This is a genomic window from Amycolatopsis sp. DSM 110486, assembly GCF_019468465.1.
GTDB lineage: Bacteria > Actinomycetota > Actinomycetes > Mycobacteriales > Pseudonocardiaceae > Amycolatopsis.
Window position 1 is genome coordinate 3,508,021 of the sequence record NZ_CP080519.1, and the last position, 25,406, is coordinate 3,533,426.

The following is a 25,406-nucleotide window of genomic DNA, read 5'->3' on the forward strand; positions in this document are numbered from 1 at the left end:
CTGTTCCCGTGACAAATGATCGAGAAACGCCCCTTTCATGATGGCGAACCATCACGAAAGGGGCGTTCATTCCAGTTTGGGATCGGCTATTCGGCCGAAGCCGGCTGCTCCTCGTCCGCCCCTTCTGCCGGGGTGTCCTCCAGTGACGGCGCCCCTGTCGCCACCAAGGCGGTCTCCGGCTTGCGCTTCACGGACGTGAGCAGCAGCTGAGCGACGTCCACGACCTCGACCCGCTCGCTCGCGAGGCCGTCGCTCTGTCGCGCGGTCACGCCGTCGGTGAGCATCACGCGGCAGAACGGGCAGCCGGTCGCGATCTTCGACGGCGCGGTGCCGAGCGCCTCGTCCACGCGCTCGACGTTGATCCGCTTGCCGATCTTCTCCTCCATCCACATCCGCGCGCCGCCGGCGCCGCAGCACATGGACCGGTCGCCGTGGCGCGGCATCTCGCGCAGCTTCGCGCCCGAGGCCCCGACGAGCTCACGCGGAGCGTCGTAGACCTTGTTGTGGCGGCCCAGGTAGCACGGGTCGTGGTAGGTGACGTCCTCCGCAACGGGCGCGACCGGCGTCAGGTACTTCTCCCGCACCAGGCGGTTGAGCAGCTGCGTGTGGTGCACGACGTCGAACTGGCCTCCCAGCTCCGGGTACTCGTTGGCGAGCGTGTTGAAGCAGTGGGCGCAGGTCACCACGACCTTGCGCGCCTTGCGCTCGCGGCCCTCGAACACCGAGTTGAGGACCTCGACGTTCTGCTGCGCCAGCATCTGGAACAGGAACTCGTTGCCCGCGCGCCGCGCCGGGTCACCGGTGCACGACTCCTCCGAGCCGAGCACGGTGTACTTCACGCCCGCGATGTGCAGCAGCTCGGCCACGGCACGCGTGGTCTTCTTCGCGCGGTCCTCGAACGCGCCGGCGCAGCCGACCCAGAACAGGTACTCCGCGTCGCCCAGATCGCCCTCGAACACCGGCACCTCGAAGTCGAGGTCCTCCGTCCACTGGAGACGGTCCTTGGCGTTCTGGCCCCACGGGTTGCCCTTGTTCTCCAGGTTCTTGAACATGCCGTTGAGCTCGGTGGGGAACGAAGACTCGATCATCACCTGGTAGCGGCGCATGTCCACGATGTGGTCGACGTGCTCGATGTCCACCGGGCACTGCTCGACGCACGCGCCACAGGAAGTGCAGGACCACAGCATGTCGGGGTCGATCACGCCACCGTCTTCGGCGCCGCCGATCAGCGGCCGCTCCGATTCGGCCAGCGCCAGCACGTCGATGCCGGCATGCGGGTTGTCGCCGGTCAGGCCGATCTCGTCACCGGCCATGTCCCGCTTGCCGCCGGCGAGCAGGTACGGCGCCTTCGCGTACGCGTGGTCGCGCAGCTGTGTGATCAGCAGCTTCGGCGACAGCGGCTTGCCCGTGTTCCACGCGGGGCACTGCGACTGGCAACGGCCGCACTCGGTGCAGGTGGAGAAGTCGAGCCAGCCCTTCCAGCTGAAGTCCTCGACCTTGCCGACGCCGAACGTGTCCTCGTCCGGATCGGCCTCCTCGAGGTCGAGCACCTTGCCCTTGCTCATCATCGGCTTCACCGCGCCGAGCGCGACGCCGCCGTCGTCCTCGCGCTTGAAGTAGATGTTGAAGAACGCGCTGAAGCGGTGCCACGCGATGCCCATGGTCATCGTGCGGGCCACCACGATCAGCCACACCGTGGCGCTCATCAGCTTGATGAACGCGAACACCGACACGAGCGCGGCGCTGGCAGGCAGCGCGTGCGACAGCGGGTTGGACACGAAGGCGGCCCACGTCGGCGTCTCGTGCACGCCCATCGCGGCCTTCGCCGCGCGCACGCCGATGATGCCGATGCCCTCGATGATCACCACGGCCTCGACGAAGTAGGCCCACTTGAAGTTCGAGCCTGCGAAGCGCGACTGCCGGTCGGCGCGGCGCGGGTGGTTGGCCTGGCGGATGATCACCAGGCCGATGCCGCCGACGATCGTGCCCACGCCGAGCAGCTCCATGAGCAGGCTCCACAGCGACCAGTCCTCGAGGACCGGCCAGCCCCACGTCGGCACGAACACCTCGCCGTAGGCCTCGAACAGCGCGAGCGACCCGATGAGGAAGCCCCACATCACCATCCAGTGCCAGGGCGCGACCTGACGGAACTTCGCCATGCGCGTGTGCGCGGCGAACTCCTTGATCAGGGTTCCGAGCCGCGGCATGAACGGGCCGTTGCGCGTCGGGTCGGGCTGGCCCAGCCGGATCACCCGCACGAAGCGGGCGATGGTGGCGATGAACAGTCCCCAGGCGAAGATGCCCAGGAGGACCGAGATCCCCCCGAGCGTCAGCTCTACAGCGCCCATCGTCGGGTGCCTTTCGTCCGGTGTGGTGGTGCCGGTGCCTGTGCGTTTCTCACAGCGCCGGTGCCGAGCAGGGTAACGCTTCTTACTGATGGGTAACTGGTTGGCAGCGCCCAAGTCCCACCGATGTGGTGCACGCCTCGCTGGCTAGTGAGACGATCGTTCAGGTAGTTTTGTCCTCATGGGTGCTTACTTGTACCTCGCTTTGGCGATTGCCGCAGAAGTGACGGCCACCGTTTCCCTGAAGCTCTCCGAGGGCTTCACGAAAGTCGTGCCGTCCGCGCTGGTCGCCGTCGGGTACGGCGTAGCGTTCTTCGCACTTTCCCGCGTGCTGAAGTCGGGGTTGCCGCTCGGCATCGCGTACGCGGTGTGGGCCGCCGTCGGCGTGGCGCTCGTGGCGATCATCGGGGTCCTGTTCCTCAAGGAACCGATCAACCTGGTGATGGCCGGCGGGCTCGTGCTCGTGATCGGCGGAGTGGTGCTGATCGAGGTCGGGAGCAACCAGTGAAGATCCAAGTCGACGGCCGCAAGGCGCGCGGCGAGAAGCGGCGCGCGGAGATCATCGCGGCCACCCTGCGGGTGATCGAGCGCAACGGCGTCGCCGGCGTCACGCACCGCACGGTGGCGGTGGAGGCCGACGTGCCCACCGCGTCGACCACGTACCACTTCGCCTCGCTCGACGACCTGCTCGTGGCCACTCTCATCTCCTGCGCGCGCGACATGGCCACCGAGGTCTACTGGATGATCGACCGCGCCCGATCGCGCGGCAGCCGCGGCGCCGAAGAGGTCGCCGGCCTGCTCGCGGAGGCACTCGGGCCGCGCCGCGGCCGCACGATGGCCGAGTACGAGCTGTACCTGCTGGCCGCGCGCAAACCCGAGCTGCGCCCGGCCGCGCGGCGCTGGCTCGACGTCCTCACGTCCATGGTCCGCCACGACAACGAGGTCGCGTTCCGGGTTTTCCTCGCCGGCATCGACGGCCTGCTGATCCAGGGCCTGATCGACGACGAACCGCCGTCGGCCGAAGAGCTGCGGCCCGTGGTGGACTACCTGCTCAAGCCGCGGTGACTGTGCTGTTGGTTACCAATCCGACCACAGTCACGGCGGGAACAGTCGCCAGCCGCGGTCAGGTCCGGTTGCGTGCCCGCCTACTTCTGGCCGGATTGGTAACTTGCGGGTATGCGGATCGCAGGCGACTACGAACTCGACGACGACCCCGGCCGGCTCGACCTCGACGTGCTGTGGAAGTTCCTCTCCACCGAGGCCTACTGGGGCCGCTGGCGCACGCGTGATCAGGTCGAGGCGGCCGTCGCCGGGTCGTGGCGTGTGGTCGGCGCGTACGAGCGCGCCACCGGCCGCCAGGTCGGCTTCGCGCGGGCGATCTCCGACGGCGTGACGTCGGCCTACCTCGCCGACGTGTTCGTGGTCGAGGACGCACGTGGTTCGGGGCTGGGCAAGGAGATCGTGCGCGAGATGATCGACAACGGCCCGGGCGCCGGCATGCGCTGGATGCTGCACACAGCCGACGCGCACGGGCTGTACCGGCAGTTCGGGTTCGGCGAGCACACCAAGGGGCGGTTCCTCGAACGCGAGGGGGCCAACCGGGAAGCACTACGGTAGACCGGTCGGTCGAATTTTCAGTTGTCCTTGGCGGACAACAACTTCGAGAAGTGCGCCGCCCCGGCACGCGCGGCGCGTTCGAGGTCCGAGCGGCGGTCGACGAACTGGTGCACCGGCACAGAGAACGCGACCGCGCCCGTCACGCGTTGCTCGGTGTCGAGCACCGGCGCGGACAAGCACGCGAGCTGGGGCTGGAACTCCTCGATCTCCAGCGCGATCCCCGAGCGCGCCACGGTTTCGAGCTCCGTCTCGAGGTCGCGTGACGTCACGCGGGTGCGGTCGGTGAGGCGAGGCATGCCCGCGCCGGCGAGGTAGTCGCGGCGCTCGCGCGCGGGCAGCGACGCGAGCATCACCTTGCCGAACGCGGTGGCGTGCGCGGCTTCGTGGAAACCGAAGTCGAGCGGCTGGGCGCGCGGGAACTCCGGCGAGTCGGCGACGGCCGCGACGACGACGTCGGTGTCGCGAAAGACCGTGTAGTACGCGGGCGCGCTCACGCGCAGGTGCAGCTGGTGAAGGCCGTCGCGCAACTGGTGGTCGACGTCGAGCTCGCCGAGCAGGCTGTGGTAGAGGCCGCCGACCTTGTAGCCGAGGCCGAACCCGCGGCCGTGACCGAGGCGGATCAAATAGCCTTCGTGGACCAGCGTGTTGAGCAGGTGGTAGGTGGTCGAGAGCTTGTAGCCGGCGCGCCGGGCCACGGCTTTGGCCGCGATGCCGTCGCCGGCGCCGGCCACGATCTCGAGCACGCGCAGCGCCCGCTGCGCCGAACCGATCAGCCCGCTGGGTTCCTTCTCGGTGATGTCGTCGTCGGAAAGCGGCAGGGCGGGTTCGGACACAGCGGCACCTCCGTGAAACCGTTCGGCAGTGAACGGGCGATCACATGCGCCCACCACCATACGTGCTCCGAACGGCTCAAGTGGAGCACCCGGTCGGCAACGATTCCGACGTCGCCGCGGGTGCTCACACCGACCGGGCCTCGGCTTCACCCGGTGAGATCAGTGCAGGTCGTCCGCCGACGGGCCGTGGTGACTCCGGCGGACCGGGATCTCGGCCCACTGGACCGAACGGGTGAGTCCCGGCGTCACACCGGTACTTTCGAGTTCGAACCGATCTCGGCCGCCGCCTCGGTGGTCCCGCAGCCGTCTGGCACCTCGAGGTCGTACAGGCGAGCCGCGTTGAGGCCGAGGATCTTCTTCTTCACGTCCGTGGTGAGCTCGCCGTACTCGTCCTGGAAGTCCTCCGGCATCTCGAAGTCCACAAAGGACTCGATTAGCCACTTCGGGTGCTGGAGCCCGTAGTCGCTGGCGAACGTGATCCGGTTCTCGTCCATCCAATAGAGCAGCTCGCCGATGATCTCGGCGAACTGGCGCGGCCGGGTGAGGATGGCGGGCAACGCGAGCGCGAGGCCGGCATACACGTTCGGCTCCTGCGTGGCGATCCAGCAGAAGTCCTGCAGCCGCGCCAAGCCCACGTGCTCGACGATGAAGCGCAGGTCCGGGAACGCCGCGGCGACCTCGTCGAGGCCGGCGGCGTCGAAGGCCGCGGACGCGTCGGAGCCGCCCGTGCCATCCGAGCCGTCGCGGTCGAGCGGGCGGATCGAGGGGGCGGCGTGGAGGTGGATGTTGCGGATGCTGAGCTCCTGGCACTTCTCCAGGAAGCGGTAGGAGCACGGGTCCGACAGCTGCCGGCCCGCCTGTTCGGTGGTAACGAGCTTGACGCCCTTGAGGTTCCCGGCGACCGGCTCGAGGCCGGCGACGGTGAACCGGCCGGGGTACCGCTCGGTGAACGCGCTCCCGGGTGCCGCGCCGTCGGGGTCGGCGGTGGCGGCGGGCTGGAAGATCGCGTGGTCCACGTACCCGGTTTCGAACAGGTCGTGGACGATCGTTTCCTCGCTCTGGTGGCGAAACCCGACTTCCGTCGGCTTCCAGAAGTGCACGTGACCGTCGACGATGAAGTAGCGCTCGCCGTCCTTTTCGTACATCGGTGCCGGCTCCCTTGCGGTACGAGGTACGTGCTGATGTGCAGCTTCCGATCGTCTTCCCCTGCGAGGGAGCGGGTCAACGGCAGTGATTCCACCTGTCGGAAAAACACCACAGGGCCACCGCGAGCGAACCCGCGGTGGCCCTGCTATCGACGAAACTCAGCCCTTGTTCTCGTAGACCGCCGTGATCGTGGCGCGAGCCAGGGTGTGGCCGAACAGGTTGAAGCCGAGGAACGCGGGCGTGGCGTCGCCGTCGATCTCCAGGGAGTCGACGTCGAGCGCGTGCACCACGAAGTAGTAGCGGTGCGGGCCGTGCCCGGGCGGCGGGGCGGCGCCGAGGAACTGCTTCACGCCGCCGTCACCCTTCAGAGTGACAGCGCCCTCGGGCAGGCCGGAGCCGTTCGCGTCGCCGGCGTCGGCGGCCAGCTCGGTGACCGACGCGGGGACGTTGAACACGGCCCAGTGCCAGAAGCCGCTCGCGGTCGGGGCGTCGGGGTCGTACACCGTGACCGCGAAGCTGCGCGTGCCCTCGGGGAAGCCCTCCCACGACAGCTGCGGCGACCGGTCTTCGCCACCGGCGCCGAAGATGCCGGACAGGTGCGGCGTCGTGAGCGTCTCGCCCTCGGCGATGTCTGTGCTGCGCAGCGTGAACGACGGCAAAGACGGCAGGAAATCGTAGGGATTGGGCGATTGAGGCATCAATCCTCCTGAACGCGTTGATCTTGGAAGTCCAGTCGGACTCCAGGCTATGACCCTGACCCGGACCCCGGCACCTCAGGGATGTTTCGGGGGGTTTACCGGATGTCGCGGCACCCGTGCCCCTCCTACCGTTTGCGGCAGACGGATGAGCGGTACTGAGGGGACGGACACCATGGCACGCCCGCTTCTGGCACTGGGTGGCGTAGTTCTGATCGGCGTGGGAGTGGCCATCGCGCTCGGCTGGGGGCTGGGCAGCACGGTGGAGCGCAGCGCGACGGTCTCGCAGCAGATCCGCGGCGTGAAGCTCGACGCGGACTCCGGCGACATCCGGATCCGCACCGGTTCCGGCCCGATCTCTGTGCACCAGAAGCTGCACTACAACTTCCGCGGCGAGCCGGGCGACGCCTTCCGGGTGGAGGGCGACCAGCTCGTGCTCGGCGACTGCGGCCGCAACTGCACCGCCGACTTCGACGTCGTCGTGCCGGCCGGGCTGCCCGTCATGGGCAAGGCGGATTCGGGCGAGGTGGATCTCACAGGCGTCGCGAGCGTCGACGTCACCGCCGACTCCGGGAGCGCGCACGTGGCGGACGTCGCGGGGCTGGTGAACCTGCGGCTCGACAGCGGTTCGATCGACCTGCAGAACGTCGGGCCGGTGCAGCTGCACAGCGACTCCGGCCACGTGAAGGCCGAGGGGGTGCGCGGCCCGGTCGACGTCTCCGCCGACAGCGGCAGCGTCGAGCTGGCCCTGGCCACGCCCAACGACGTGAAGGTGCACGCCGACTCCGGCAGCGTCGACGTGCGGGTGCCGGACGGGTCGTACAGGGTGATCGGGGACACCGACAGCGGGCACCGAACCGTGCAGATCCCCACGTCGAACAGCGCCGGCCAGACGAACACGCTCGACCTCAACACCTCCAGCGGCAGCGTCACCGTCAAGGCCGCCTGACACTTTCGGGGGAACATTCACATGCGCAAGATCGAGAACCGGGTCCTGGCGGCCGTGCTGGCCGGGGCGGTGGGGGCGTTCGTCGTGACGGCGAGCCTGGGCCTGGCGGCCAAGCCCGAGGCGACGACGCCGGTACCCACGCCCGTCGCGGTGGTCCAGGTGACGGCGCCGGCCGGTGACGTGCGGCTGGCGGAGACGGTGATCGTGCGGGACGAGGGGTCCCACCGCGCCGCGCGGCCGGTCGTCCCGGCTCGTCCGGCATGAAGCTGATCGCTGCCGCTGTCCTGCTCTTCCTGAGCAGATTTCCTTCCACCGCAACGGAATTCACCGCGTTGGTCGAGCACAACCGGGCCGTCGGCGAGACCTGCCTGGCGAAGACCGGGCCGTTGCTCGGACACGTCGACACGCTCAGCGCGGCCGAAGACGTGGACGCGATCCGCGTCGCGCTGGGCGAGCAGCGGATCTCGTGGCTCGGCGTCTCCTACGGCACCGAGCTCGGGGCCGCGTACGCCGCGGCGCATCCGGACCGCGTGCGTGCGATGGTGCTGGACGGCGCGATCGACCACGGCCGGCCGCCGCGGCAGTCGATCGTGGCGGAGGCCGCGGCGACGGAGGACTCGCTGGTGCGGTTCGCGTCGTGGTGCCGCACCTCGACGGAATGCGCCCTGCACGGTCAGGACGTGCTGGCCTACTACGACAACCTGGTCGCCCACGGCGCCTGGTCGAGCGGGCTCGGTCGCGTGGCCGACGGTGAGGAGCTGTCCTCTGGCGTCTACGGCTACCTCTACGTAAGAGACCAGTGGCCCGAGCTCGGCCGTGCGCTGGCCGCCGCGAGCGCGGACGCCGCCCAGCTGACCTCGGCCGCGCAGTTCTTCTCGCCGAGCTACGGCATGTACCGCGCCATCGGCTGCCAGGACTTCCCGTCGCTGTTCACCGGCATCGCGGACCTTCGCGCGACCGCCGCCGTGGTCAAGACGGTCGCCCCGCACAGCTGGCGCTACTCGGGGTGGTGGAACTTCGCGAGCGGGTGCGCGGGCTGGCCGCTGCCGGCGAGGAACCCGCCGCACCCCGATCGGGTGCACGGCACTCCGCCGATCCTCGTCGTCGGCGGCGCCCACGACCCGGCGACGCCGCTGGCGTGGGCCAGGGGGCTCGCGGCGGACGTCGACGGCTCCGGCCTGCTGAACTCCGCGTGCGCGCGAGCGGCGGAGACGAAGTACCTGGTGAGCGGCCTCACACCCCCTCTCGGCACGATCTGCCGGTGAGCCCGGGAACAAGAGCCACTACCCCTTCGTTAGCCTGATACGAAGGTTGAGTGCAGCTGACTCAAGTCTGGCTTGACGAAGCTCACGAAGGACCGATAGAACTTGCCAGGGGTCCGCTCAAGGCGGACCCGAAACGTGCAGGTCACGAACATAGCAGCAGAGCTGCCAACACAGGAGGAAGCACCATGGCGCGAGCGGTCGGCATCGACCTCGGCACGACCAACTCGGTCGTAGCCGTCCTTGAGGGCGGCGAGCCGACGGTCATCGCCAACTCGGAAGGCTCCCGGACCACCCCGTCCATCGTCGCGTTCGCCAAGAACGGTGAAGTGCTCACCGGTCAGTCGGCGAAGAACCAGGCCGTCACGAACGTCGACCGCACCATCCGGTCCGTCAAGCGGCACATCGGTACCGACTGGAACACCGAGATCGACGGCAAGAACTACACGCCGCAGGAGATCAGCGCGCGCGTGCTGATGAAGCTGAAGCGCGACGCCGAGTCGTACCTGGGCGAGGAGATCACCGACGCGGTGATCACCGTCCCGGCGTACTTCGAGGACGCCCAGCGGCAGGCCACCAAGGAGGCCGGGCAGATCGCCGGCCTGAACGTGCTCCGCATCGTCAACGAGCCGACCGCCGCCGCGCTGGCGTACGGCCTGGACAAGGGCGAGAAGGAACAGACCATCCTGGTCTTCGACCTCGGTGGCGGTACGTTCGACGTGTCGCTGCTGGAGATCGGCGAGGGTGTCGTCGAGGTGCGTGCGACTTCCGGTGACAACCACCTCGGTGGTGACGACTGGGACGAGCGCATCGTCAAGTGGCTGGTCGACAAGTTCAAGGCCTCCAACGGCATCGACCTGACCAAGGACAAGATGGCCCTGCAGCGCATCCGCGAGGCGGCCGAGAAGGCGAAGATCGAGCTGTCGAGCTCCAACTCCGCCGGCATCAACCTGCCCTACATCACGGTCGACGCCGACAAGAACCCGCTGTTCCTCGACGAGCAGCTCTCGCGCGCCGAGTTCCAGAAGATCACCGTGGACCTGCTCGAGCGCACCCGCAACCCGTTCAACAACGTGATCCGCGACGCCGGCATCGCCGTCGGCGACATCGACCACGTCGTGCTCGTGGGTGGTTCCACCCGCATGCCGGCCGTGTCGGACCTGGTCAAGGAGCTGACCGGCGGGCGCGAGCCGAACAAGGGCGTGAACCCGGACGAGGTCGTGGCCGTGGGTGCCGCGCTGCAGGCCGGTGTCCTCAAGGGTGAGGTCAAGGACGTCCTGCTGCTGGACGTGACCCCGCTTTCGCTGGGCATCGAGACCAAGGGTGGCGTGTTCACCAAGCTCATCGAGCGCAACACCACGATCCCGACCAAGCGTTCGGAGATCTTCTCCACCGCGGACGACAACCAGCCGTCGGTGCAGATCCAGGTGTTCCAGGGTGAGCGCGAGATCGCGGCGCACAACAAGAAGCTCGGCATGTTCGAGCTGACCGGTCTCCCGCCGGCCCCGCGTGGCGTGCCGCAGATCGAGGTCACCTTCGACATCGACGCCAACGGCATCGTGCACGTGACCGCGAAGGACCTGGGCACGAACAAGGAACAGTCGATGACGATCACCGGTGGCTCCGCGCTGCCGAAGGACGACATCGACCGCATGGTCAAGGACGCCGAGGCCCACGCCGAGGAAGACAAGAAGCGCCGCGAGGAAGCGGAGACCCGCAACCAGGCGGAGACTCTCGTCTACCAGACCGAGAAGTTCGTCAAGGACAACGAGGACAAGCTGCCCGAGGACCTCAAGGGCAAGGTCAAGACCGCCATCGACGAGGCCAACGAGGCGCTCAAGGGCACCGACTCGGCCAAGATCCGCGAGTCCATCGAGAAGCTGAACACGGCTTCGCAGGAGCTGGGCACCGCGCTCTACGCCAACCAGGGTGCCAACCCCGGTGCCGACGGTGCCGCTCCGGGTGCCGACGCCGGTTCCGCCGGTGGGGCGCAGGACAAGGCCGATGACGTGGTCGACGCCGAGATCGTGGAAGAGGACGAGAAGAAGTGACCCCACGACACTCCGAAGCCGAGGGCCGGGGCCCCGAGGAACCGGTGGTCGTGCGTGACCGGCGGCGGGTCGACCCGCAGACCGGTGAGGTTCGTCCTCCTGCCCCGGAAGAAGTTCAGGTCGACGAGGCGCCCGCGCACCACGCGGGCCCCTCGCTCGGCGACTCGGTGGACGACGCGGTCACGATCGCGTCCGACGTCGAGAAGCAGCTGGCCGAGCGCACGGCCGACCTGCAGCGCCTGCAGGCGGAGTACGCCAACTACCGCAAGCGCGTGGACCGCGACCGCGAGGCCGTGGTGCTGGGCGCCAAGGCCTCGGTGGTCGGCGAGCTGCTCCCGCTGCTCGACGACCTCGAGCGGGCGGAGCAGCACGGTGACCTCACCGGTGCGTTCAAGGCGGTCGGCGACAAGCTGGTGAGCGGCTTGCAGCGCGCCGGTCTCGAGTCGTTCGGCTCGGAGGGCGAGCCCTTCGACCCGAGCGTGCACGAGGCCGTGCAGCACAACACCTCGCCGGACGTGGCTGGTCCGACGGTCACCGTGGTCATGCGCCGCGGTTACCGCTTCGGCGACCGGGTCCTGCGGGCGGCGCTGGTCGGGGTCACCGACCACGAGCCGGCCGCGGCACCGGTCGACCCGCCCGTCGGCGGCGAGCTGCCGCTGGACGGGTCGATCGATGAGCCGAACCAGCAGTAACAACCGTTTCGTAGCGAAAGGAGGAGGCACCCGATGAGTGCTCGGGAGTGGATGGGCAAGGACTTCTACAAAGAGCTGGGTGTCTCCTCCGACGCCACTGCGGACGAGATCAAGAAGGCGTATCGCAAGCTGGCCAAGGAGAATCACCCGGACGCCAACGCGGGCAACACCACGGCCGAGAACAAGTTCAAGGCCGTGTCCGAGGCGTACGGCGTGCTGTCCGACGCGGCCAAGCGCAAGGAGTACGACGAGGCCCAGCGCCTCTTCGGCTCCGGTGGTTTCGGCGGGTTCCCGGGCGGCGCCGGCGGTACGGGCGGCTTCGACATGGGCGACATCTTCGGCCAGGCCGGCGCTGCCCAGCAGGGCGGTTTCGGCGGGCTCGGCGACATCCTGGGCGGCATCTTCGGCCGTCAGGGCCGGGCCGGCGGGGCCGCGTCGGCCAACCGGCCGCAGCGCGGCGCCGACGTCGAGACCGACGTGCGGATCGACTTCACCGAGGCGGTCAAGGGCGCGACCCTGCCGCTGCGGCTGTCGAGCCCCGCGACGTGCTCGACGTGTGGCGGCAACGGCGCGAAGCCGGGCACCTCGCCGCGCCAGTGCCCGACGTGTGGCGGTTCGGGTCTCGTCAGCCGCAGCCAGGGTGCGTTCGCGTTCTCCGAGCCGTGCCGCGATTGCCGCGGCCGCGGCCAGATCATCGACGACCCGTGCCCGGAGTGCGGCGGCGAGGGCATCAGCACCCGCACCCGCACGCTGACCGTGCGCATCCCGCCGGGCGTCGACGACGACCAGCGGATCCGGTTGGCGAGCCAGGGCGAGCCCGGCCGTGGTGGCGCGCAGGCCGGTGACCTGTACGTGCGCGTGCACGTGGCACCGCACAGGCTGTTCGGGCGCAAGGACCTCGACCTGACCCTGACCGTGCCGGTCGACTTCACCGAGCTCGCGCTGGGCACCACGATCACGGTGCCGACGCTCGAGGGCAAGGTGTCACTGAAGGTGCCCGCGGGTACCGCGAGTGGCCGAGTGTTGCGCGTACGCGGAAAGGGCATTCAGAAGCGGGACGGTTCGCAGGGTGATCTGCTCGTGACCCTGCAGGCGTCGGTCCCCGCCAAACTGGACGACAAGGCGCGCGAGGCCCTCGAGGCCTACGCGGAGGCGATGAAGGGCCACGACCCGCGGCCTGAGGTGACCGAGATGCTCGAAGGCAGGTGAGGGTGATGTTCGGCGGAATCCCGGGACTCCCGCACGGCGCGGACGAGGACACCCCCGTGTTCGTGATCTCCGTGGCAGCCCAGCTCTCGGGCCTCCACGCGCAAACCCTGCGCTCCTACGACCGCCAGGGCCTGGTCTCCCCGGGCCGCACCTCCGGCGGCGGCCGGCGCTACTCCATGCGCGACATCGCCCTGCTGCGCGAGGTCCAGCGCCTCTCGCAGGAGGACGGGGTCAACCTGGCGGGCGTCAAGCGGATCATCGAGCTGGAAAACCAGGTCGACGCCCTGCGGGCACGGGTGCACGAGCTCACCGAGGAGCTGGCGTCCGCGTACGCCGCCGCCGAACAAGCCGCCGCCGCGGTGCACGCTTCGTACCGGAAGGACCTGGTGCCGATGCGGCAGCAGACGTCTTTGGTGGTGTGGAAGCCGAAGCGCCGCTGAGGTTTTTGGGACAGCCCCTTCGTCACCGGGTCGGTGGTGGAGGGGCTGTTTCGCGTTCTGGCTCGGGTGGCCTTTCGTGCGGGTCGCCTTTCGTGCGGGTGGCCGCGGTGGGAGCAGTCCTCTCGTTCCGGTCCGCGGCTGGTCCCTTCGCACGCCGTCTGCGGCGCGAGCGGTCCCCTCGCCACGGGGTCCGGACGCGAGTGGACCGGTGGCGCTCGTCAAACGTGCGCGACTGGTCCGTTCGCACCGAATGCGCGGGCGCGAGGGGACCTTTTGTGCAGCAACGAAACCAGGCGGCGTCAGGCGTCCGAAGGCGGCTTCAGGTACTCCCCGAAGAACGTCATCACGCGCTGCCAAGCGTCGCGGTCCGAGGGTTCGTGGTACCCGAACCCCACCACCTTCGCGAAGGCCGCCACGGGCGCCGGGCCCATCTTGTTCGCGAAGCTGTGCCCCGCGTCGGGGTATTCCTTCACGTCGTGCGGCACGTTGCGTTCCGTCAGGGCCGTGGAGAGCTTCGCGGCGGCACCACGCAGCGAGGGGTCTCGGCGGCCGAAGCTCGCCACCACCGGGCAAGCATCGTCCAAAACGGACAAATCCTTCGGCAGCTGGCCGTAGTACGGCGCCGAAACGTCGAACGACCGCGAAGCCGCCACCAGCGCGAAGCCGCCGCCCAGGCAATAGCCGGCGATGCCGACCTTTCCGGAGCAGTCCTCCCGCGAAGACACCAGCACGCGCGCTGCCTCGATGTCGTCGAAGGCGCGGCCGTTACGCGCGAACATGTCCTTGAAGACCTGCCGCACGCAGCGGAACATGCCGCCGCGCGAATACAGGTTCGGACTGAGCGCCAGGTACCCCGCCGCGGCGAAGCGGTCGGTGATGTTGCGCGCGTCCTTGGTCAGGCCGATGGCGTCGTGGATGATCACGACGGCCGGGAAGGGGCCGGGGCCGGCCGGCGTTGCCAGGTAGCCGTCGATGTCGCCGGCCGGGGTGGGGATCGTGATCTCCATGGACCAGCACATTAGTCCAAAGTGAACGGGTCATACCGGATTCGCTCGAGGTCCACTCCTGCGGCCAGCAGTTTCGCGATCGTGCCGCGGATCATGTCCGGCGAGCCCGCCACCAGCACCTCGCGGTCCTTCCAGGCGCCACGCTGCGTCACCGCCGTGGCCAGCGTTCCTCGGTCGCCGCCGGGGACGGCGCCCTGTTCGGTGACGGGGGTGACGGTGAGCCACGGCGACGTGACGGCCAGGCGGCGCAGCTCGTCGAGCGCGTACAGCTCACCCGGCTTGCGGCCGCCGAAGAACAGGTGGACGGGCGGGTTGCGCTTCCAGCGGGACAAGTCGTCGAGGATCGCCATCAGCGGCGCGACGCCGGTGCCGCCCGCGATCATCAGCAGCGGCCGCTGTTCGGCGGTCGGCACGACGGACAGCGCACCCAGCGAAGGTCCCAACCGCCAGACGTCGCCGGCGTGCGTGTGGTTCACGATCGCCCGCGAGACCCACCCGCCGGCGACCGCGCGCACGTGGAAGGTGAGCAGGCCGTCGTCGCGCGGCGCCGTCGCCATGGACAGGTACCGCCACAGCCGCGGCCGCTGCGGCACCTCGACGCTCACGTAGCCGCCGGAGCGATACGGCAGCAGCTGCTCCGTACGCACCCGCACCAGGGCGACGTCAGCCGAGAGTTTCCGGTGCTCCAGCACCGTTCCGCTCCACGACGCGGGCCCCGTCTCCTGCGCCGCGGCTTTGCGCATCGTCTCGGAGATCAACTGGTACGCCGACGTCCACGCCGTTTCCACCTCGGGCGTCCACGATTTGCCGAGAAATCGTTTCATCGCGCTGATCAACGCGGTTCCGACGGCGTCGTAGTGACGCGTCACCACGTCGAACTTCCGGTGGTCGCGGCCCAGTTGACCGAGGAACGTGGTGAGTTCGTCAGGTCTGTCCACCATCTGCACCACGTACACGAGCGCCCGCAACAATCTGCTCCGCTGTGTGGTCATCGTCACCGGGAACAGATCACGGGCATCCGGTGCGATCACGAACAGCGCCCCGTAGAAGTACTGCGCCAGCTCCTCGGCTTTCGGCTCCACCAGTGCGAAACTCTCGCGGATCACCCGCGCCGTCTCGGAACCGGGCAGCGGTCTGCGCACCGCGGCGCGAGCAAGGTCGATCTTCACGGATTCAGCACTCATCGGGAACGGTTTTCTCCAGTCATGCCAAGCAGTTTCAGTCTTCACGCGGCTTTGCGTACGCGTGCCGCCCCCGAGGAATCCCGACTGTAGGCGCCACTGGAGAAAAACGGGTGTAGTTAACGCCGTTCCCGCTCGAACGGAGCAATTATCGACACTGCTGGTAAACCCTGTCTGGCGCTCTGTGAAAATGATCTTCCGCGGTTTCCCTTGGCAGAGAACGCTTTTCGTGGGCCGATAGCCGCCCACCGCGGATCAGTCGATGGTGAACGGGTCGTATTGGATCTGGCCCAGCACGCTGCCGGCGACCAACATGCGGGAAACCGTCGCGCGAATCATCGAGGGAGAACCCGACACGAGGATGTCGTGGTCGGGCCAAGCTCCGTACCGCGTAACCGCTTCCGCCAAGGTCCCCTGCTCGCAACCGGGCAGGTGGTCGCCGCGTTCGACGACCGGAACCACGGTCAGCCACGGGTTCGTGGACGACAGTGCGCGCAGCTCCTCGAGGTCGTAGAGGTCCTCTCGCGCCGGCCCGCCGTAGAACAGCCGCGTCTTGGGGTTCTCGCCCCACATCGCCAGGTGGTCGAGGATCGAGCGCAGCGGCGCGACACCGGTTCCGCCCGCGACCATCACGACGCCGCGGGACCGTTCGCGGTCCACAGCCATGCGCCCCAGCGGCGGGCCGAGCCGCCAGACGTCCCCGGGCTGCGTGTGGCTCACGATCGCGCGCGAGACCCAGCCACCGTCGACGGCGCGCACGTGGAACTCGATGCCGCCGTCCTCACGCGGCGCGTTGGCCGGCGAGAGGTAGCGCCACAGCCGCGGACGTTGCGGCACCTCCACGCTCATGTACTGCCCCGGCAGGTACGGCACGGGCTGCTCGGGCAGCAGCCGCACCAGCGCCAGGTCCCACGTCAACCGCCGGTGCTCGACCACGGTCGCGTGCCACGACGCCGGGTTCACATCGGCGGCCGCGGCCTCCTGCATCGCGCGCGCGACGATCGTGAACGCCTCGGCCCACGCCCGCTCCACCGGCGCGGTCCACTGCGGTCCGAGGTGGTTCTTCAGCGCGGCCAACAACGCCGTGCCCACGGCCTCGTAGTGCCGCGGGATCACGCCGAACTTGCGGTGGTCGCGCCCGAGCTGGCGCAGAAACGGCACGAGGTCGTCGGGCCGGTCCACCATCTGCACGATGTGCACCAGCGCGCGCACGAGCCGCCCGCGCTGCACCTCCATGTTGATGGGGAAGAAGTCGCGCGTGACCGGGGCGAGCGTGAACAGCATCCCGTAGAAGAACTGCGAGATCTCCGGGATGAAGGGCTCGGACATCGCCCAGGTGTCACGGATCAGCCGCACCATCGCGGCCACGGCGGCAGGCGTCTCGCGGGGCGCCGCCGAGCGGGGGATCGGGCTGATCGAATCGGCTGTCATCGAGTGTCGTTCGCAGGTCGGGGGCGGTTCGGGGACTCGGGCGGAGCGATCACGGGCGAGTGGCGGGCCGGTGGATCCACTCCGGCTCGGGCCGGCCTCTGCGGTCGGTGCCGAGGGAATTCACCACTGTCCCACCTCGTTCCCCTCAATAGTCTTCAGGACGTTGTCGTTGCGTCCCCTGACCGCGGCTCGTCCGCAGAGTAGCCGCCCTGCGGCCCTTTGCCAGCAACGTTGCTCCGGTCGGGTTACCGGCGGGTTGACGGGCGTGGGGCAAGTCACCGGATAGATAGTTGCCCTACGCAACCATCAGTCATAAACTTGTATGGCACAACCAAGTGGGCGCTCGAACAGTGTCCGGCCCGGGAGGAAAGCCCATGAGCTCTGCCGACGACGTCAGGGTCGAACTGATGCGCGAGCTCCGGTCCGCTTCACAGCTGCAGCACCTGTGGATCATGCAGGCCTGGGAAGCCGAACCCGGCCTCCACCCGGCCGCCGGGATGCTGCTGTCGGACCTCGCGAAGCACGGTGAAGCCCGGCCCTCCGAGCTGGCCAAGCGCAAGCTCGTGGACCTCTCGGTGGTCAGCCGCCAGATTTCGCAGCTGCAGGCCGCGGGCCTGGTCGACCGCCGCCCCGCCCCGGAGGACGGGCGCGCGTCGCTGATCAGCATCTCCGAGAAGGGGCTCGCCGAGGTCGAGAAGTGGCGGCTTCGCTACATCGCGTTCTTCGAGAAGGCCCTCGGCGGTTGGGACGAAGAGCGGATCGCCGACCTGACGACCCGGCTCGCGGAATTGAACAACGGTCTTCGCGCCGTGCTCGGGCCCCCCGAGTGCGCCGTGGACCAGGCGGAAGTCGGGAAGTGACGAACGAAGTTGAGTACCAACCTCGCCGGTGAGCAGATGAGCCACCGGCAGATCATGAAGGCCTTCTCGGGCCTGCTGCTCGCTCTGCTGGTGGCAATCCTGTCGTCGACGATCGTGTCCAACGCGCTGCCGACCATCCTCGCCGACCTGCACGGTTCCCAGAGCCAGTACACGTGGGTGGTCACCGCGACGTTGCTGACGTCGACCGCGACCACCCCGATCTGGGGCAAGCTGTCCGACCTGTTCAGCAAGAAGTTGCTGTACCAGCTGGCGATCGTGATCTTCACGATCGGCTCGGCGCTTGGCGGCATCTCGCAGTCGATGCCGGAACTGATCGCGTTCCGCGCGCTGCAGGGCGTGGGCCTCGGTGGCCTCCAGGCCCTGATCCAGGTCGTGATCGCCGCGATGATCGCCCCGCGCGAACGCGGCCGCTACTCGGGCTACACGGGCGCGGTCTTCGCTGTCGCCACTGCCGCCGGGCCGCTGATCGGCGGCCTGATCGTGGACTCGCCGCTCGGCTGGCGCTGGTGCTTCTGGGTTTGCGTGCCCATCGCCGTGATCGCGTTCGTGGTCCTCGGCCGCACGCTGCACCTGCCCGTGCTCAAGCGCAAGGTGCGCATCGACTGGCTGGGCGCGACCCTGCTCGTCGGTGGCGTGGCCCTGGTGCTGATCTGGGTTTCCCTGGCCGGCTCGACCTTCGCGTGGGCTTCGTGGACGAGCGTGGCGTACGTCGGCGGCGCTGCCGTGGCGCTCGCGCTGGCGGTGCTCGTGGAATCGCGCGCCGCCGAGCCGGTGGTGCCGCTGCGCCTGTTCCGCAACCGCACCTTCACGCTTTCGGTGCTCGGCTCGCTGGCCGTGGGCACCGCGCTGTTCGGCGGTTCGGTCTTCCTCGGGCAGTACTACCAGATCTCGCGCGGCTTCTCGCCGACGCACGCGGGCCTGATGACGCTGCCACTCGTGCTCGGCCTGGCCGTCGCGTCGACGACCGCCGGACAGGTCATCTCGCGCACGGGCCGCACGAAGCCGTTCATGATTGCCGGCGGGATCTTGCTGCCGGCCGGGCTCTTCCTGCTCAGCACGGTGGATCACACGACGAACCTGACGCTGATGGGCGGGTACCTCGCCATGGTCGGCATCGGGCTCGGGTTCCTCCTGCAGAACCTGGTGCTCGTCGTGCAGAACACCGTGGCCATGAAGGACATGGGTTCCTCGTCGTCGGTGGTCACGTTCTTCCGCTCGCTCGGCGGCGCCGCCGGCGTTTCGGCGCTCGGCGCGGTGCTCTCGACGAAGGTCGCTTCGAACATCACGTCGTCGCTGACCAGCCTCGGCCTCCCGGCCGGCGACGCGGTGCACGGCGGTGGCGGCACGTTCGACATCGACGGCCTGCCCGCCGCGCTTCAGCCGATCGTCCGCGCGGCGTTCGGCGACGCGACCGGCACGGTGTTCCTGTTCGCCGGCTTCATCGCCGTGGGGACGCTGCTGGCGGTGGTTTTCATGAAGGAGGTCCCCTTGCGCCGGACTCTCGACGCCGACACCACTCCGGTCGTGGCGCCCTCGGCCTCGGCCCAGGCCGACGTGACGACGGCCCTGCGCGGCCGCGTCCTCGACGCCGACGGCCGCCCCGTCTCGGGTGTCGTGCTCACGCTCACGGACGCGTCGGGCCGCCAGGTCGACGTCGGCCGCAGCGCCCGCAACGGCGAGTTCGCCCTGGCGGCGGGCTCGACCGGCGAGTACGTGCTGCTCGCGACGGCCGGCTCGCTCCCGCCGGCCGTGTCCACGGTGCGCCTCACCGGCACACCGGCGTGGCACGACCTGCTCCTCGGCGGCACGGGCGGCGTGACCGGCCGCGTCCGCACGGCCGGGCGCCACGCCGCGGTCTCCGGCGCGGCCCTGACGCTCACCGACAGCACCGGCACGGTCGTCGGCTCCGGCCTGAGCGGCAGCGCCGGCGCGTACGACCTCGACGGCGTGCCGGCGGGCGCGTACACGCTGACGGTCACCGCGTACGGCCACGCGCCACACGCCGAGCCGCTCGCGGTGAACCTCGGCACCCCGGCCCACCACGACGTGGTGCTGGAGACCGAGCCGGAGTTCGCGCGTCACAGTGGCACGTTGAACCTCGGCTGACTCTCGGCTCCGCTGGGAGAAACGCTTGAGCCCCGGCCCCCTACACCGGGGCCCAAGCGTTTGCAGGCGGGAGTGGCTCAGGCGTCGGGCGTGGTCTGCGTGCAGTTCCCATGCCCGGCAAGCTAGTTCGACCACGCCGGGACCCCTCCCCGGTCAACCGGACGGACGCCGTCCGCCGCTTCCGGGTAAGCCCGCTCTACCGCCAGTGGCATTCGGCGGCTCGCGAAGTCTCCTTCCGGCCCTGACCTCGGGTCCTGCCCCGGCGGTAGCGTCCAGGACGTGACGCGGAGCCGGGTCGCGTTGTTGTGCGCGCTGGGGATCGACAACTTCGGCTCTGGCCTGTTCCTGCCACTGGCGCTGGTCTACGTGACGCGCGTGGTCGGCGTCCCGCTCGCGTTGGCGGGCACGGCCGTGACGCTCGGGACGGTGGCGGGACTCGTCGTGCCGCCGCTCGCGGGCCGGCTCGTGGACCGCACGGGGCCACGCGCGGTGATCGTCGGCGCGCAGCTGCTGCAGGCGGCGGGGGCGGCGGCGTACCTGATCGCCGACGGCGTCACCGCGGTCGTCGTGGCGGCGGTCCTGCTGGCCGCCGGACAGCAGCTCTTCTACAGCTCGCTCTACGCGCTGATCGCCGACGTCGCCGGTGACGTGCCGAAGGACCGGCCGTTCGCCGAGGTCGGCATGGTGCGGGCGGGCGGTTTCGGGCTCGGCGCGCTGACGTCGTCGGGAATCCTGATGTGGATCGGCGACGGCGGGTACAGCGTGGCGCTGGCGGTGGACGTCGTGACGTTCGTGGTGGCCGCCGTGCTCATCGCGGGGGTTGTGCGGCCGCAGCGGCGAAGCACGTCGTACCCGAAGACGCGCAGCGGAGTGCTGCGCAACCGGCCGTACCTGGCGTTGATCCTGTTCAGCGGAATGTTCGGGCTGTCGCTGGACTTCTTCCTGATCGGCACGCCGGTGTTCGTGCTCGACCTGCTCCACGGCCCGCGCTGGCTGCCGGGCGCGATCCTGTTCCTGCTCACGGTGGTCACCAGCGTCGGCGGCACCGTCGCGCTGCGGCTCACGCGCCGGCTCAACCGCGTCGCGGCGATGCGCGGCGGCTCGGCACTATTCGCCGCGTGGTGCGTGGTCAGCCTTGGCGTGCTGGTCGTGCCGCGCAGCTGGCAGGTGGTGTACTTGCTGGCCGCGACGCTCGTCTACGCCGCGGGCGACCTGGTCTTCGGGCCGCGCTCGGGCGCGCTCGCCGAGGCCGCGGCCCCGCCGGAAGCGAAGGGCCGGTACCTGGCAGCGTTCCAGTACGCGTTCACCGTCGCGCAGGTGCTGGCGCCGGCGGTGGTGGCACTGTTCTCCGTGTCGGCGTGGTTACCTTGGGTGCTGGTCGGCACTTGCGCTTGCCTCGCCGTCGCGGGCCTGGGCAGGCTGGGACCGAGGCTTCCGGCGGACGCGGTGACGCCGGTTCAGAGTTGAGCGGAACAGACTCAAGTTTTCTGACGTTGTACAAGTCGATGGTCCTTGGTCAGGGCTGTCACCTGGACTTTTCACAGAGCGCATGAGGTGAGGGATGGACGCTTTCAACCCGACCACGAAGACCCAGCAGGCGATCTCGTCGGCGGCACAGGCGGCCACGATGGCCGGCAACCCGCACGTTTCGGCCGCCCACCTGCTGGGCGCCCTGCTGGCGCAGGGTGAGGGACTGACCGCACCACTGCTGACCGCGGTCGGGGCCGACCCGGAGGTGGTGCACAAGGAGCTCGACCCGATCGTCCACGCGCTGCCGTCCGCGACGGGCGCCACCGTATCGAGCCCGCAGTTCGACACGAACGGCGTGAAGTCGCTGACGCAGGCGCAGAAGCTCGCCACCGAACTCGGCGACGAGTACGTGTCGACCGAGCACCTGCTCGTCGGCCTCGCCACCGAGGGTGGCCAGGTGGCCGACCTGCTCAAGCGTCACGGCGCGACGCCCGAGGCGTTGCGTGAGGCGTTCGCGAAGGTGCGCGGCTCCGCGCGCATCACGAGCCCCGACCCGGAGAGCACGTTCAAGGCGCTGGAGAAGTACGGCGTCGACCTGACCGATCGGGCCCGCGCGGGTGAGCTCGACCCGGTCATCGGGCGCGACACGGAGATCCGCCGTGTCGTGCAGGTGCTTTCGCGGCGGACCAAGAACAACCCGGTGCTGATCGGTGAGCCGGGCGTCGGCAAGACGGCGATCGTCGAGGGCCTGGCCCAGCGGATCGTCGCCGGTGACGTGCCCGAATCGTTGCGGGGCAAGCGCGTGGTTGCCCTGGACCTCGGGTCGATGGTGGCCGGCGCAAAGTACCGCGGCGAGTTCGAGGAGCGGCTGAAGGCCGTGCTCAAGGAGATCACGGACTCGGCCGGCCAGGTCATCACCTTCATCGACGAGCTGCACACGATCGTCGGCGCCGGTGCCACCGGCGAGGGCGCGATGGACGCGGGCAACATGATCAAGCCGATGCTCGCGCGCGGTGAGCTGCGGATGGTCGGCGCGACCACGCTCGACGAGTACCGCCAGCACATCGAGAAGGACGCGGCTCTGGAGCGGCGCTTCCAGCAGGTGCTGGTGGGCGAGCCGTCGCCGGAGGACACGATCGCGATCCTGCGTGGGCTCAAGGAGCGCTACGAGGTGCACCACGGTGTCCGCATCACGGACGCCGCGCTGGTGGCCGCCGCGACGCTGTCCGACCGCTACATCACCGCGCGGTTCCTGCCGGACAAGGCGATCGACCTCGTCGACGAGGCTGCCTCCAAGCTGCGCATGGAGATCGACTCGCGCCCCGTCGAGATCGACGAGGTGGAGCGCGCCGTGCGGCGCATGGAGATCGAGGAGATGGCGCTGTCCAAAGAGGACGATGCCGCCTCTCTCGAACGGTTGTCCGCGTTGCGTGCCGAGCTGGCGGAGAAGCGGGAGACGCTGACCGCGTTGACCGCGCGCTGGCAGAACGAGAAGGGTTCGATCGAGCGCGTCCGCGAGCTCAAGGAGCAGCTGGAGCAGCTGCGCGGCGAGTCGGAGCGCGCCGAGCGCGACGGTGACCTGGGCAAGGCCGCCGAGCTGCGCTACGGCCGGATCCCGGCGCTGGAGAAGGAGTTCGAGGCGGCCACGGCCGCGTCGGAGGTCAGCCAGCAGAACGTGATGCTGAAGGAAGAGGTCGGCGCGGACGACGTCGCCGACGTGGTCAGCGCGTGGACCGGCATCCCCGCCGGCCGGTTGCTCGAGGGCGAGACGGGCAAGCTGCTCCGCATGGAGGAGGAGCTCGGCCGCCGCGTGATCGGGCAGGAGCAGGCAGTGCAGGTCGTGTCCGACGCCGTGCGGCGGGCGCGGGCCGGTGTCGCCGACCCCGACCGTCCGACGGGTTCGTTCCTGTTCCTCGGGCCGACCGGCGTCGGCAAGACGGAGCTGGCGAAGGGCCTGGCCGAGTTCCTGTTCGACGACGAACGCGCGATGCAGCGCATCGACATGAGCGAGTACTCCGAGAAGCACTCGGTGGCACGGCTCGTGGGTGCCCCGCCGGGCTACGTCGGCTACGACCAGGGCGGCCAGCTCACCGAGGCCGTCCGGCGCCGCCCCTACACGGTCGTGCTGCTGGACGAGGTCGAGAAGGCGCACCCCGACGTGTTCGACGTGCTCCTGCAGGTCCTCGACGACGGCAGGCTCACCGACGGCCAGGGCCGGACGGTGGACTTCCGCAACACCATCCTCATCCTGACGTCGAACCTCGGCTCCCAGGCCATCGCCGACCCGTCGCTGGACGAGAACCAGCGTCGCGACGCGGTGCTGGAGAGCGTGCAGCGGCAGTTCAAGCCGGAGTTCCTGAACCGGCTGGACGACATCGTGGTGTTCCACGCCCTCGGCACGGAACAGCTGACGTCCATTGTGGACATCCAGGTCGCACGGCTCGCGGCTCGTCTGGCCCAGCGGCGGCTGCACCTGGAGGTCACCGATGGGGCGCGCGAATGGCTGGCTTTGAACGGCTTTGACCCGATCTATGGGGCCCGGCCGTTGCGTCGGCTGGTGCAGTCCGCGATTGGTGACCAGCTGGCCAAGAAGCTGCTGTCGGGGGATATCCGCGATGGTGACACTGTGCGGGTGGACATCCCGCAGCTGGAGGCCGCAGACACGCTGACGGTTGAGCGCGTCTGACGGCTGCTGGTTCTGAACGGCCCTTCCACTTCGGTGGGAGGGCTGTTCTGCGTTTGTGGGGTGGTTCGGTTGGGTTGCGCCGGGGAGGTTCGTTTCGCCTGGGGGAGCGAGTGGACCGGTAATGCCGCGGCGCTGGGGGCGAACGGTCCTTTCGCGTGGGCTTGGCGGCGCGAGTGGTCAGCTGGTATCTCCGCCGCCGCACAAGTGGACCGCTCGCGTGGACCCGACGCCCCGTTTCTCGGCGGGACCGCTCGCGCGGCGCGGACCGATTGCGCTCGGCGGCGGGACGCGAGTGGACCGTTTGTGCTCGGCGGCGCGGCGCGAGTGGTCCTTTCGCGCGGGCTCGGCGGCGAGCGCGAGTGGACCGATCGTGCCGTGTTTCGGTGGCGAGTGGTCCTTTCGCATGGGCTTGGTGTGGTGAACGGGCCGTTCGTGCCGGAGCTACCGCACGACAAGACCGCTCGAACCGAGCCGAGGGACGTGCGCGACGGGACCGATCACGCCGCGCGGCGCGGCGAGCGGACCGGCCGCGCTCCCCGATGGGGCGCGAGTGGACCGGCCGCGCTCGGCGGCGCGGCACGAATGGACCGTTTGTGCTCAGCGGCGGGCGCGAGTGGACCCATCGTGCCGCCGTTCGGTGGCGAGTGGTCCCTTCGCGCGGGCTCGGCGTCGTGATCGGTCCGATTCCGTCACCAGGCGAGTTCGCGCCGGTCCTGGAAAGACTTGCCCGTCGGGCCGTCCGGCCCCATCGTGGCGAGCCGGATGGCTTCCACGGCGCCCTCCGCGGGCGTGCGCGTGCCACGGAAGCCGTTGAAGTCCGTGGCCACATGCCCGGGGCAGGCGGAGTTGACCTTGATCGCGGTATCGGCCAGTTCGTGGGCGTAGTGGGCGGTCAGAGCGTTCAGCGCGGTTTTCGAGCTCGAGTACGGCATCGACGGCTGCCCGACCCACGCGCCCGGCTCAGCGAGGGAGCCGCGCAAGCTCGAGACCATCACGATGCGGCCGGCGGCCGATTCGCGCAGCAGCGGCAGGAAGGCGTTGGTCACGCGGACGACGCCGAACACGTTGGTCTCGTAGACCTGGCGCATCGCGGCGACGTCCTCCTGGGATGGCAGGCCATAGCCGCCGGTGTTGGTGCCGGCGTTGTTGACCAGCACGTCGAGGCGGCCGATCGTCCGCACGGCGGCGGCGACCTGCTCGTCCGAAGTCACGTCGAGCTGGACGAAGCGGCCGCCGATCTCCGCCGCGCCAGCAGTGCCGCGGGACCGGTCGCGGGCGCCGAGCCACACGTCGAAACCGCGGGCGGCCAGGCCGGCCGCGATCGCCTTGCCGATGCCTTTGCCCGCGCCGGTCACGAGAGCAGTGGGTGTTGTCATGACAACACCGTATCTCGAAGAGTGTTGTC

General features: G+C 69.4%; 22 protein-coding genes. 14 read left to right on the top strand and 8 right to left on the bottom strand.

Annotated features, from left to right (window positions below):
• Positions 1-86: 86 nt before the first annotated feature.
• Positions 87-2,348, bottom strand: a complete 2,262-nt coding sequence (locus K1T34_RS16985; protein ID WP_220245225.1) for a (Fe-S)-binding protein — start codon at positions 2,346-2,348, stop codon at positions 87-89.
• A gap of 178 nt (positions 2,349-2,526) precedes the next feature.
• Here K1T34_RS16985 and K1T34_RS16990 point away from each other — a divergent pair, with 178 nt between their 5' ends.
• From K1T34_RS16990 to K1T34_RS17000, 3 genes are all read left to right on the top strand, one after another.
• Positions 2,527-2,853: a multidrug efflux SMR transporter gene (locus K1T34_RS16990; protein ID WP_220245226.1), complete on the top strand. Its 327-nt coding sequence runs from the start codon at positions 2,527-2,529 to the stop codon at positions 2,851-2,853.
• Entirely contained in the window at positions 2,850-3,410 is a 561-nt protein-coding gene (locus tag K1T34_RS16995) for a TetR/AcrR family transcriptional regulator (protein WP_220245227.1), read from the top strand. The genes K1T34_RS16990 and K1T34_RS16995 overlap by 4 nt, the downstream gene beginning before the upstream one ends.
• A 111-nt stretch (positions 3,411-3,521) precedes the next feature.
• Positions 3,522-3,962 (top strand): GNAT family N-acetyltransferase, encoded by a 441-nt coding sequence (locus tag K1T34_RS17000; protein WP_220245228.1) that lies wholly within the window; start codon positions 3,522-3,524, stop codon positions 3,960-3,962.
• A 17-nt stretch (positions 3,963-3,979) separates the two neighbouring features.
• On the opposite strand, the gene K1T34_RS17005 is transcribed toward K1T34_RS17000, so the two are convergent.
• The 3 genes from K1T34_RS17005 to K1T34_RS17015 form a co-directional block, all read right to left on the bottom strand.
• Positions 3,980-4,759: an IclR family transcriptional regulator gene (locus tag K1T34_RS17005; protein ID WP_370643825.1), complete on the bottom strand. Its 780-nt coding sequence runs from the start codon at positions 4,757-4,759 to the stop codon at positions 3,980-3,982.
• A 281-nt stretch (positions 4,760-5,040) separates the two neighbouring features.
• Positions 5,041-5,940: an amidohydrolase family protein gene (locus K1T34_RS17010; protein WP_220245230.1), complete on the bottom strand. Its 900-nt coding sequence runs from the start codon at positions 5,938-5,940 to the stop codon at positions 5,041-5,043.
• Between the two features lie 159 nt (positions 5,941-6,099).
• Complete coding sequence (locus K1T34_RS17015; RefSeq protein WP_220245231.1) at positions 6,100-6,639, bottom strand: YbhB/YbcL family Raf kinase inhibitor-like protein; 540 nt, start codon at positions 6,637-6,639, stop codon at positions 6,100-6,102.
• Positions 6,640-6,811: 172 nt separating this feature from the next.
• Between K1T34_RS17015 and K1T34_RS17020 the strand changes: the two genes are divergently transcribed.
• The 7 genes from K1T34_RS17020 to K1T34_RS17050 all read left to right on the top strand — a co-directional run bounded on the left by K1T34_RS17020 (position 6,812) and on the right by K1T34_RS17050 (position 13,239).
• The gene (locus K1T34_RS17020) at positions 6,812-7,585 is read left to right on the top strand and encodes a DUF4097 family beta strand repeat-containing protein (RefSeq protein ID WP_220245232.1); all 774 of its coding nucleotides are present in this window, start codon (positions 6,812-6,814) and stop codon (positions 7,583-7,585) included.
• Positions 7,586-7,606: 21 nt separating this feature from the next.
• On the top strand, positions 7,607-7,849 hold the full coding sequence (locus tag K1T34_RS17025) for a hypothetical protein (protein WP_220245233.1): 243 nt from the start codon (positions 7,607-7,609) through the stop codon (positions 7,847-7,849).
• Positions 7,846-8,850 (top strand): alpha/beta fold hydrolase, encoded by a 1,005-nt coding sequence (locus tag K1T34_RS17030; protein ID WP_220245234.1) that lies wholly within the window; start codon positions 7,846-7,848, stop codon positions 8,848-8,850. The genes K1T34_RS17025 and K1T34_RS17030 overlap by 4 nt, the downstream gene beginning before the upstream one ends.
• Positions 8,851-9,035: 185 nt before the next feature.
• Positions 9,036-10,898, top strand: a complete 1,863-nt coding sequence (gene dnaK / locus K1T34_RS17035; protein WP_220245235.1) for a molecular chaperone DnaK — start codon at positions 9,036-9,038, stop codon at positions 10,896-10,898.
• Entirely contained in the window at positions 10,895-11,590 is a 696-nt protein-coding gene (gene grpE / locus K1T34_RS17040; protein ID WP_220245236.1) for a nucleotide exchange factor GrpE, read from the top strand. The genes dnaK and grpE overlap by 4 nt, the downstream gene beginning before the upstream one ends.
• A 33-nt stretch (positions 11,591-11,623) precedes the next feature.
• Positions 11,624-12,799, top strand: coding sequence for a molecular chaperone DnaJ (gene dnaJ, locus K1T34_RS17045; RefSeq protein ID WP_220245237.1), 1,176 nt, complete (start codon positions 11,624-11,626; stop codon positions 12,797-12,799).
• Between the two features lie 5 nt (positions 12,800-12,804).
• Positions 12,805-13,239 carry a heat shock protein transcriptional repressor HspR gene (locus tag K1T34_RS17050; RefSeq protein WP_220245238.1) on the top strand — a complete coding sequence of 145 codons (435 nt, stop codon included), beginning with the start codon at positions 12,805-12,807 and terminating at the stop codon, positions 13,237-13,239.
• Between the two features lie 299 nt (positions 13,240-13,538).
• On the opposite strand, the gene K1T34_RS17055 is transcribed toward K1T34_RS17050, so the two are convergent.
• The 3 genes from K1T34_RS17055 to K1T34_RS17065 form a co-directional block, all read right to left on the bottom strand.
• A complete protein-coding gene (locus K1T34_RS17055) occupies positions 13,539-14,246 on the bottom strand; it encodes a dienelactone hydrolase family protein (RefSeq protein ID WP_220245239.1) in 708 nt (235 codons plus the stop codon).
• 11 nt (positions 14,247-14,257) lie between these two features.
• Positions 14,258-15,430 carry a globin domain-containing protein gene (locus K1T34_RS17060; RefSeq protein ID WP_220245240.1) on the bottom strand — a complete coding sequence of 391 codons (1,173 nt, stop codon included), beginning with the start codon at positions 15,428-15,430 and terminating at the stop codon, positions 14,258-14,260.
• 252 nt (positions 15,431-15,682) lie between these two features.
• Positions 15,683-16,858 carry a globin domain-containing protein gene (locus K1T34_RS17065; protein WP_220245241.1) on the bottom strand — a complete coding sequence of 392 codons (1,176 nt, stop codon included), beginning with the start codon at positions 16,856-16,858 and terminating at the stop codon, positions 15,683-15,685.
• Between the two features lie 374 nt (positions 16,859-17,232).
• Between K1T34_RS17065 and K1T34_RS17070 the strand changes: the two genes are divergently transcribed.
• The 4 genes from K1T34_RS17070 to clpB all read left to right on the top strand — a co-directional run bounded on the left by K1T34_RS17070 (position 17,233) and on the right by clpB (position 24,001).
• Positions 17,233-17,718, top strand: a complete 486-nt coding sequence (locus K1T34_RS17070; protein ID WP_220245242.1) for a MarR family winged helix-turn-helix transcriptional regulator — start codon at positions 17,233-17,235, stop codon at positions 17,716-17,718.
• A 36-nt stretch (positions 17,719-17,754) separates the two neighbouring features.
• Positions 17,755-19,845: an MFS transporter gene (locus K1T34_RS17075; RefSeq protein WP_220247250.1), complete on the top strand. Its 2,091-nt coding sequence runs from the start codon at positions 17,755-17,757 to the stop codon at positions 19,843-19,845.
• A gap of 279 nt (positions 19,846-20,124) precedes the next feature.
• Positions 20,125-21,312 carry an MFS transporter gene (locus K1T34_RS17080; RefSeq protein WP_220245243.1) on the top strand — a complete coding sequence of 396 codons (1,188 nt, stop codon included), beginning with the start codon at positions 20,125-20,127 and terminating at the stop codon, positions 21,310-21,312.
• 94 nt (positions 21,313-21,406) lie between these two features.
• Positions 21,407-24,001 (top strand): ATP-dependent chaperone ClpB, encoded by a 2,595-nt coding sequence (clpB, locus tag K1T34_RS17085; RefSeq protein WP_220245244.1) that lies wholly within the window; start codon positions 21,407-21,409, stop codon positions 23,999-24,001.
• 689 nt (positions 24,002-24,690) lie between these two features.
• Here clpB and K1T34_RS17090 read toward each other — a convergent pair.
• On the bottom strand, positions 24,691-25,377 hold the full coding sequence (locus K1T34_RS17090; RefSeq protein WP_220245245.1) for an SDR family oxidoreductase: 687 nt from the start codon (positions 25,375-25,377) through the stop codon (positions 24,691-24,693).
• Between the last annotated feature and the right edge of the window lie 29 nt (positions 25,378-25,406).

Coding starts and splice junctions, on each gene's coding strand:
- K1T34_RS16985 (WP_220245225.1), bottom strand. CDS start 2,348: ATGGGCGCTGTAGAGCTGACGCTCGGGGGGATCTCGGTCCTCCTGGGC.
- K1T34_RS16990 (WP_220245226.1), top strand. CDS start 2,527: ATGGGTGCTTACTTGTACCTCGCTTTGGCGATTGCCGCAGAAGTGACG.
- K1T34_RS17000 (WP_220245228.1), top strand. CDS start 3,522: ATGCGGATCGCAGGCGACTACGAACTCGACGACGACCCCGGCCGGCTC.
- K1T34_RS17010 (WP_220245230.1), bottom strand. CDS start 5,940: ATGTACGAAAAGGACGGCGAGCGCTACTTCATCGTCGACGGTCACGTG.
- K1T34_RS17015 (WP_220245231.1), bottom strand. CDS start 6,639: ATGCCTCAATCGCCCAATCCCTACGATTTCCTGCCGTCTTTGCCGTCG.
- K1T34_RS17020 (WP_220245232.1), top strand. CDS start 6,812: ATGGCACGCCCGCTTCTGGCACTGGGTGGCGTAGTTCTGATCGGCGTG.
- K1T34_RS17025 (WP_220245233.1), top strand. CDS start 7,607: ATGCGCAAGATCGAGAACCGGGTCCTGGCGGCCGTGCTGGCCGGGGCG.
- K1T34_RS17030 (WP_220245234.1), top strand. CDS start 7,846: ATGAAGCTGATCGCTGCCGCTGTCCTGCTCTTCCTGAGCAGATTTCCT.
- dnaK (WP_220245235.1), top strand. CDS start 9,036: ATGGCGCGAGCGGTCGGCATCGACCTCGGCACGACCAACTCGGTCGTA.
- dnaJ (WP_220245237.1), top strand. CDS start 11,624: ATGAGTGCTCGGGAGTGGATGGGCAAGGACTTCTACAAAGAGCTGGGT.
- K1T34_RS17050 (WP_220245238.1), top strand. CDS start 12,805: ATGTTCGGCGGAATCCCGGGACTCCCGCACGGCGCGGACGAGGACACC.
- K1T34_RS17055 (WP_220245239.1), bottom strand. CDS start 14,246: ATGGAGATCACGATCCCCACCCCGGCCGGCGACATCGACGGCTACCTG.
- K1T34_RS17060 (WP_220245240.1), bottom strand. CDS start 15,430: ATGAGTGCTGAATCCGTGAAGATCGACCTTGCTCGCGCCGCGGTGCGC.
- K1T34_RS17065 (WP_220245241.1), bottom strand. CDS start 16,858: ATGACAGCCGATTCGATCAGCCCGATCCCCCGCTCGGCGGCGCCCCGC.
- K1T34_RS17070 (WP_220245242.1), top strand. CDS start 17,233: ATGAGCTCTGCCGACGACGTCAGGGTCGAACTGATGCGCGAGCTCCGG.
- K1T34_RS17075 (WP_220247250.1), top strand. CDS start 17,755: ATGAGCCACCGGCAGATCATGAAGGCCTTCTCGGGCCTGCTGCTCGCT.
- clpB (WP_220245244.1), top strand. CDS start 21,407: ATGGACGCTTTCAACCCGACCACGAAGACCCAGCAGGCGATCTCGTCG.
- K1T34_RS17090 (WP_220245245.1), bottom strand. CDS start 25,377: ATGACAACACCCACTGCTCTCGTGACCGGCGCGGGCAAAGGCATCGGC.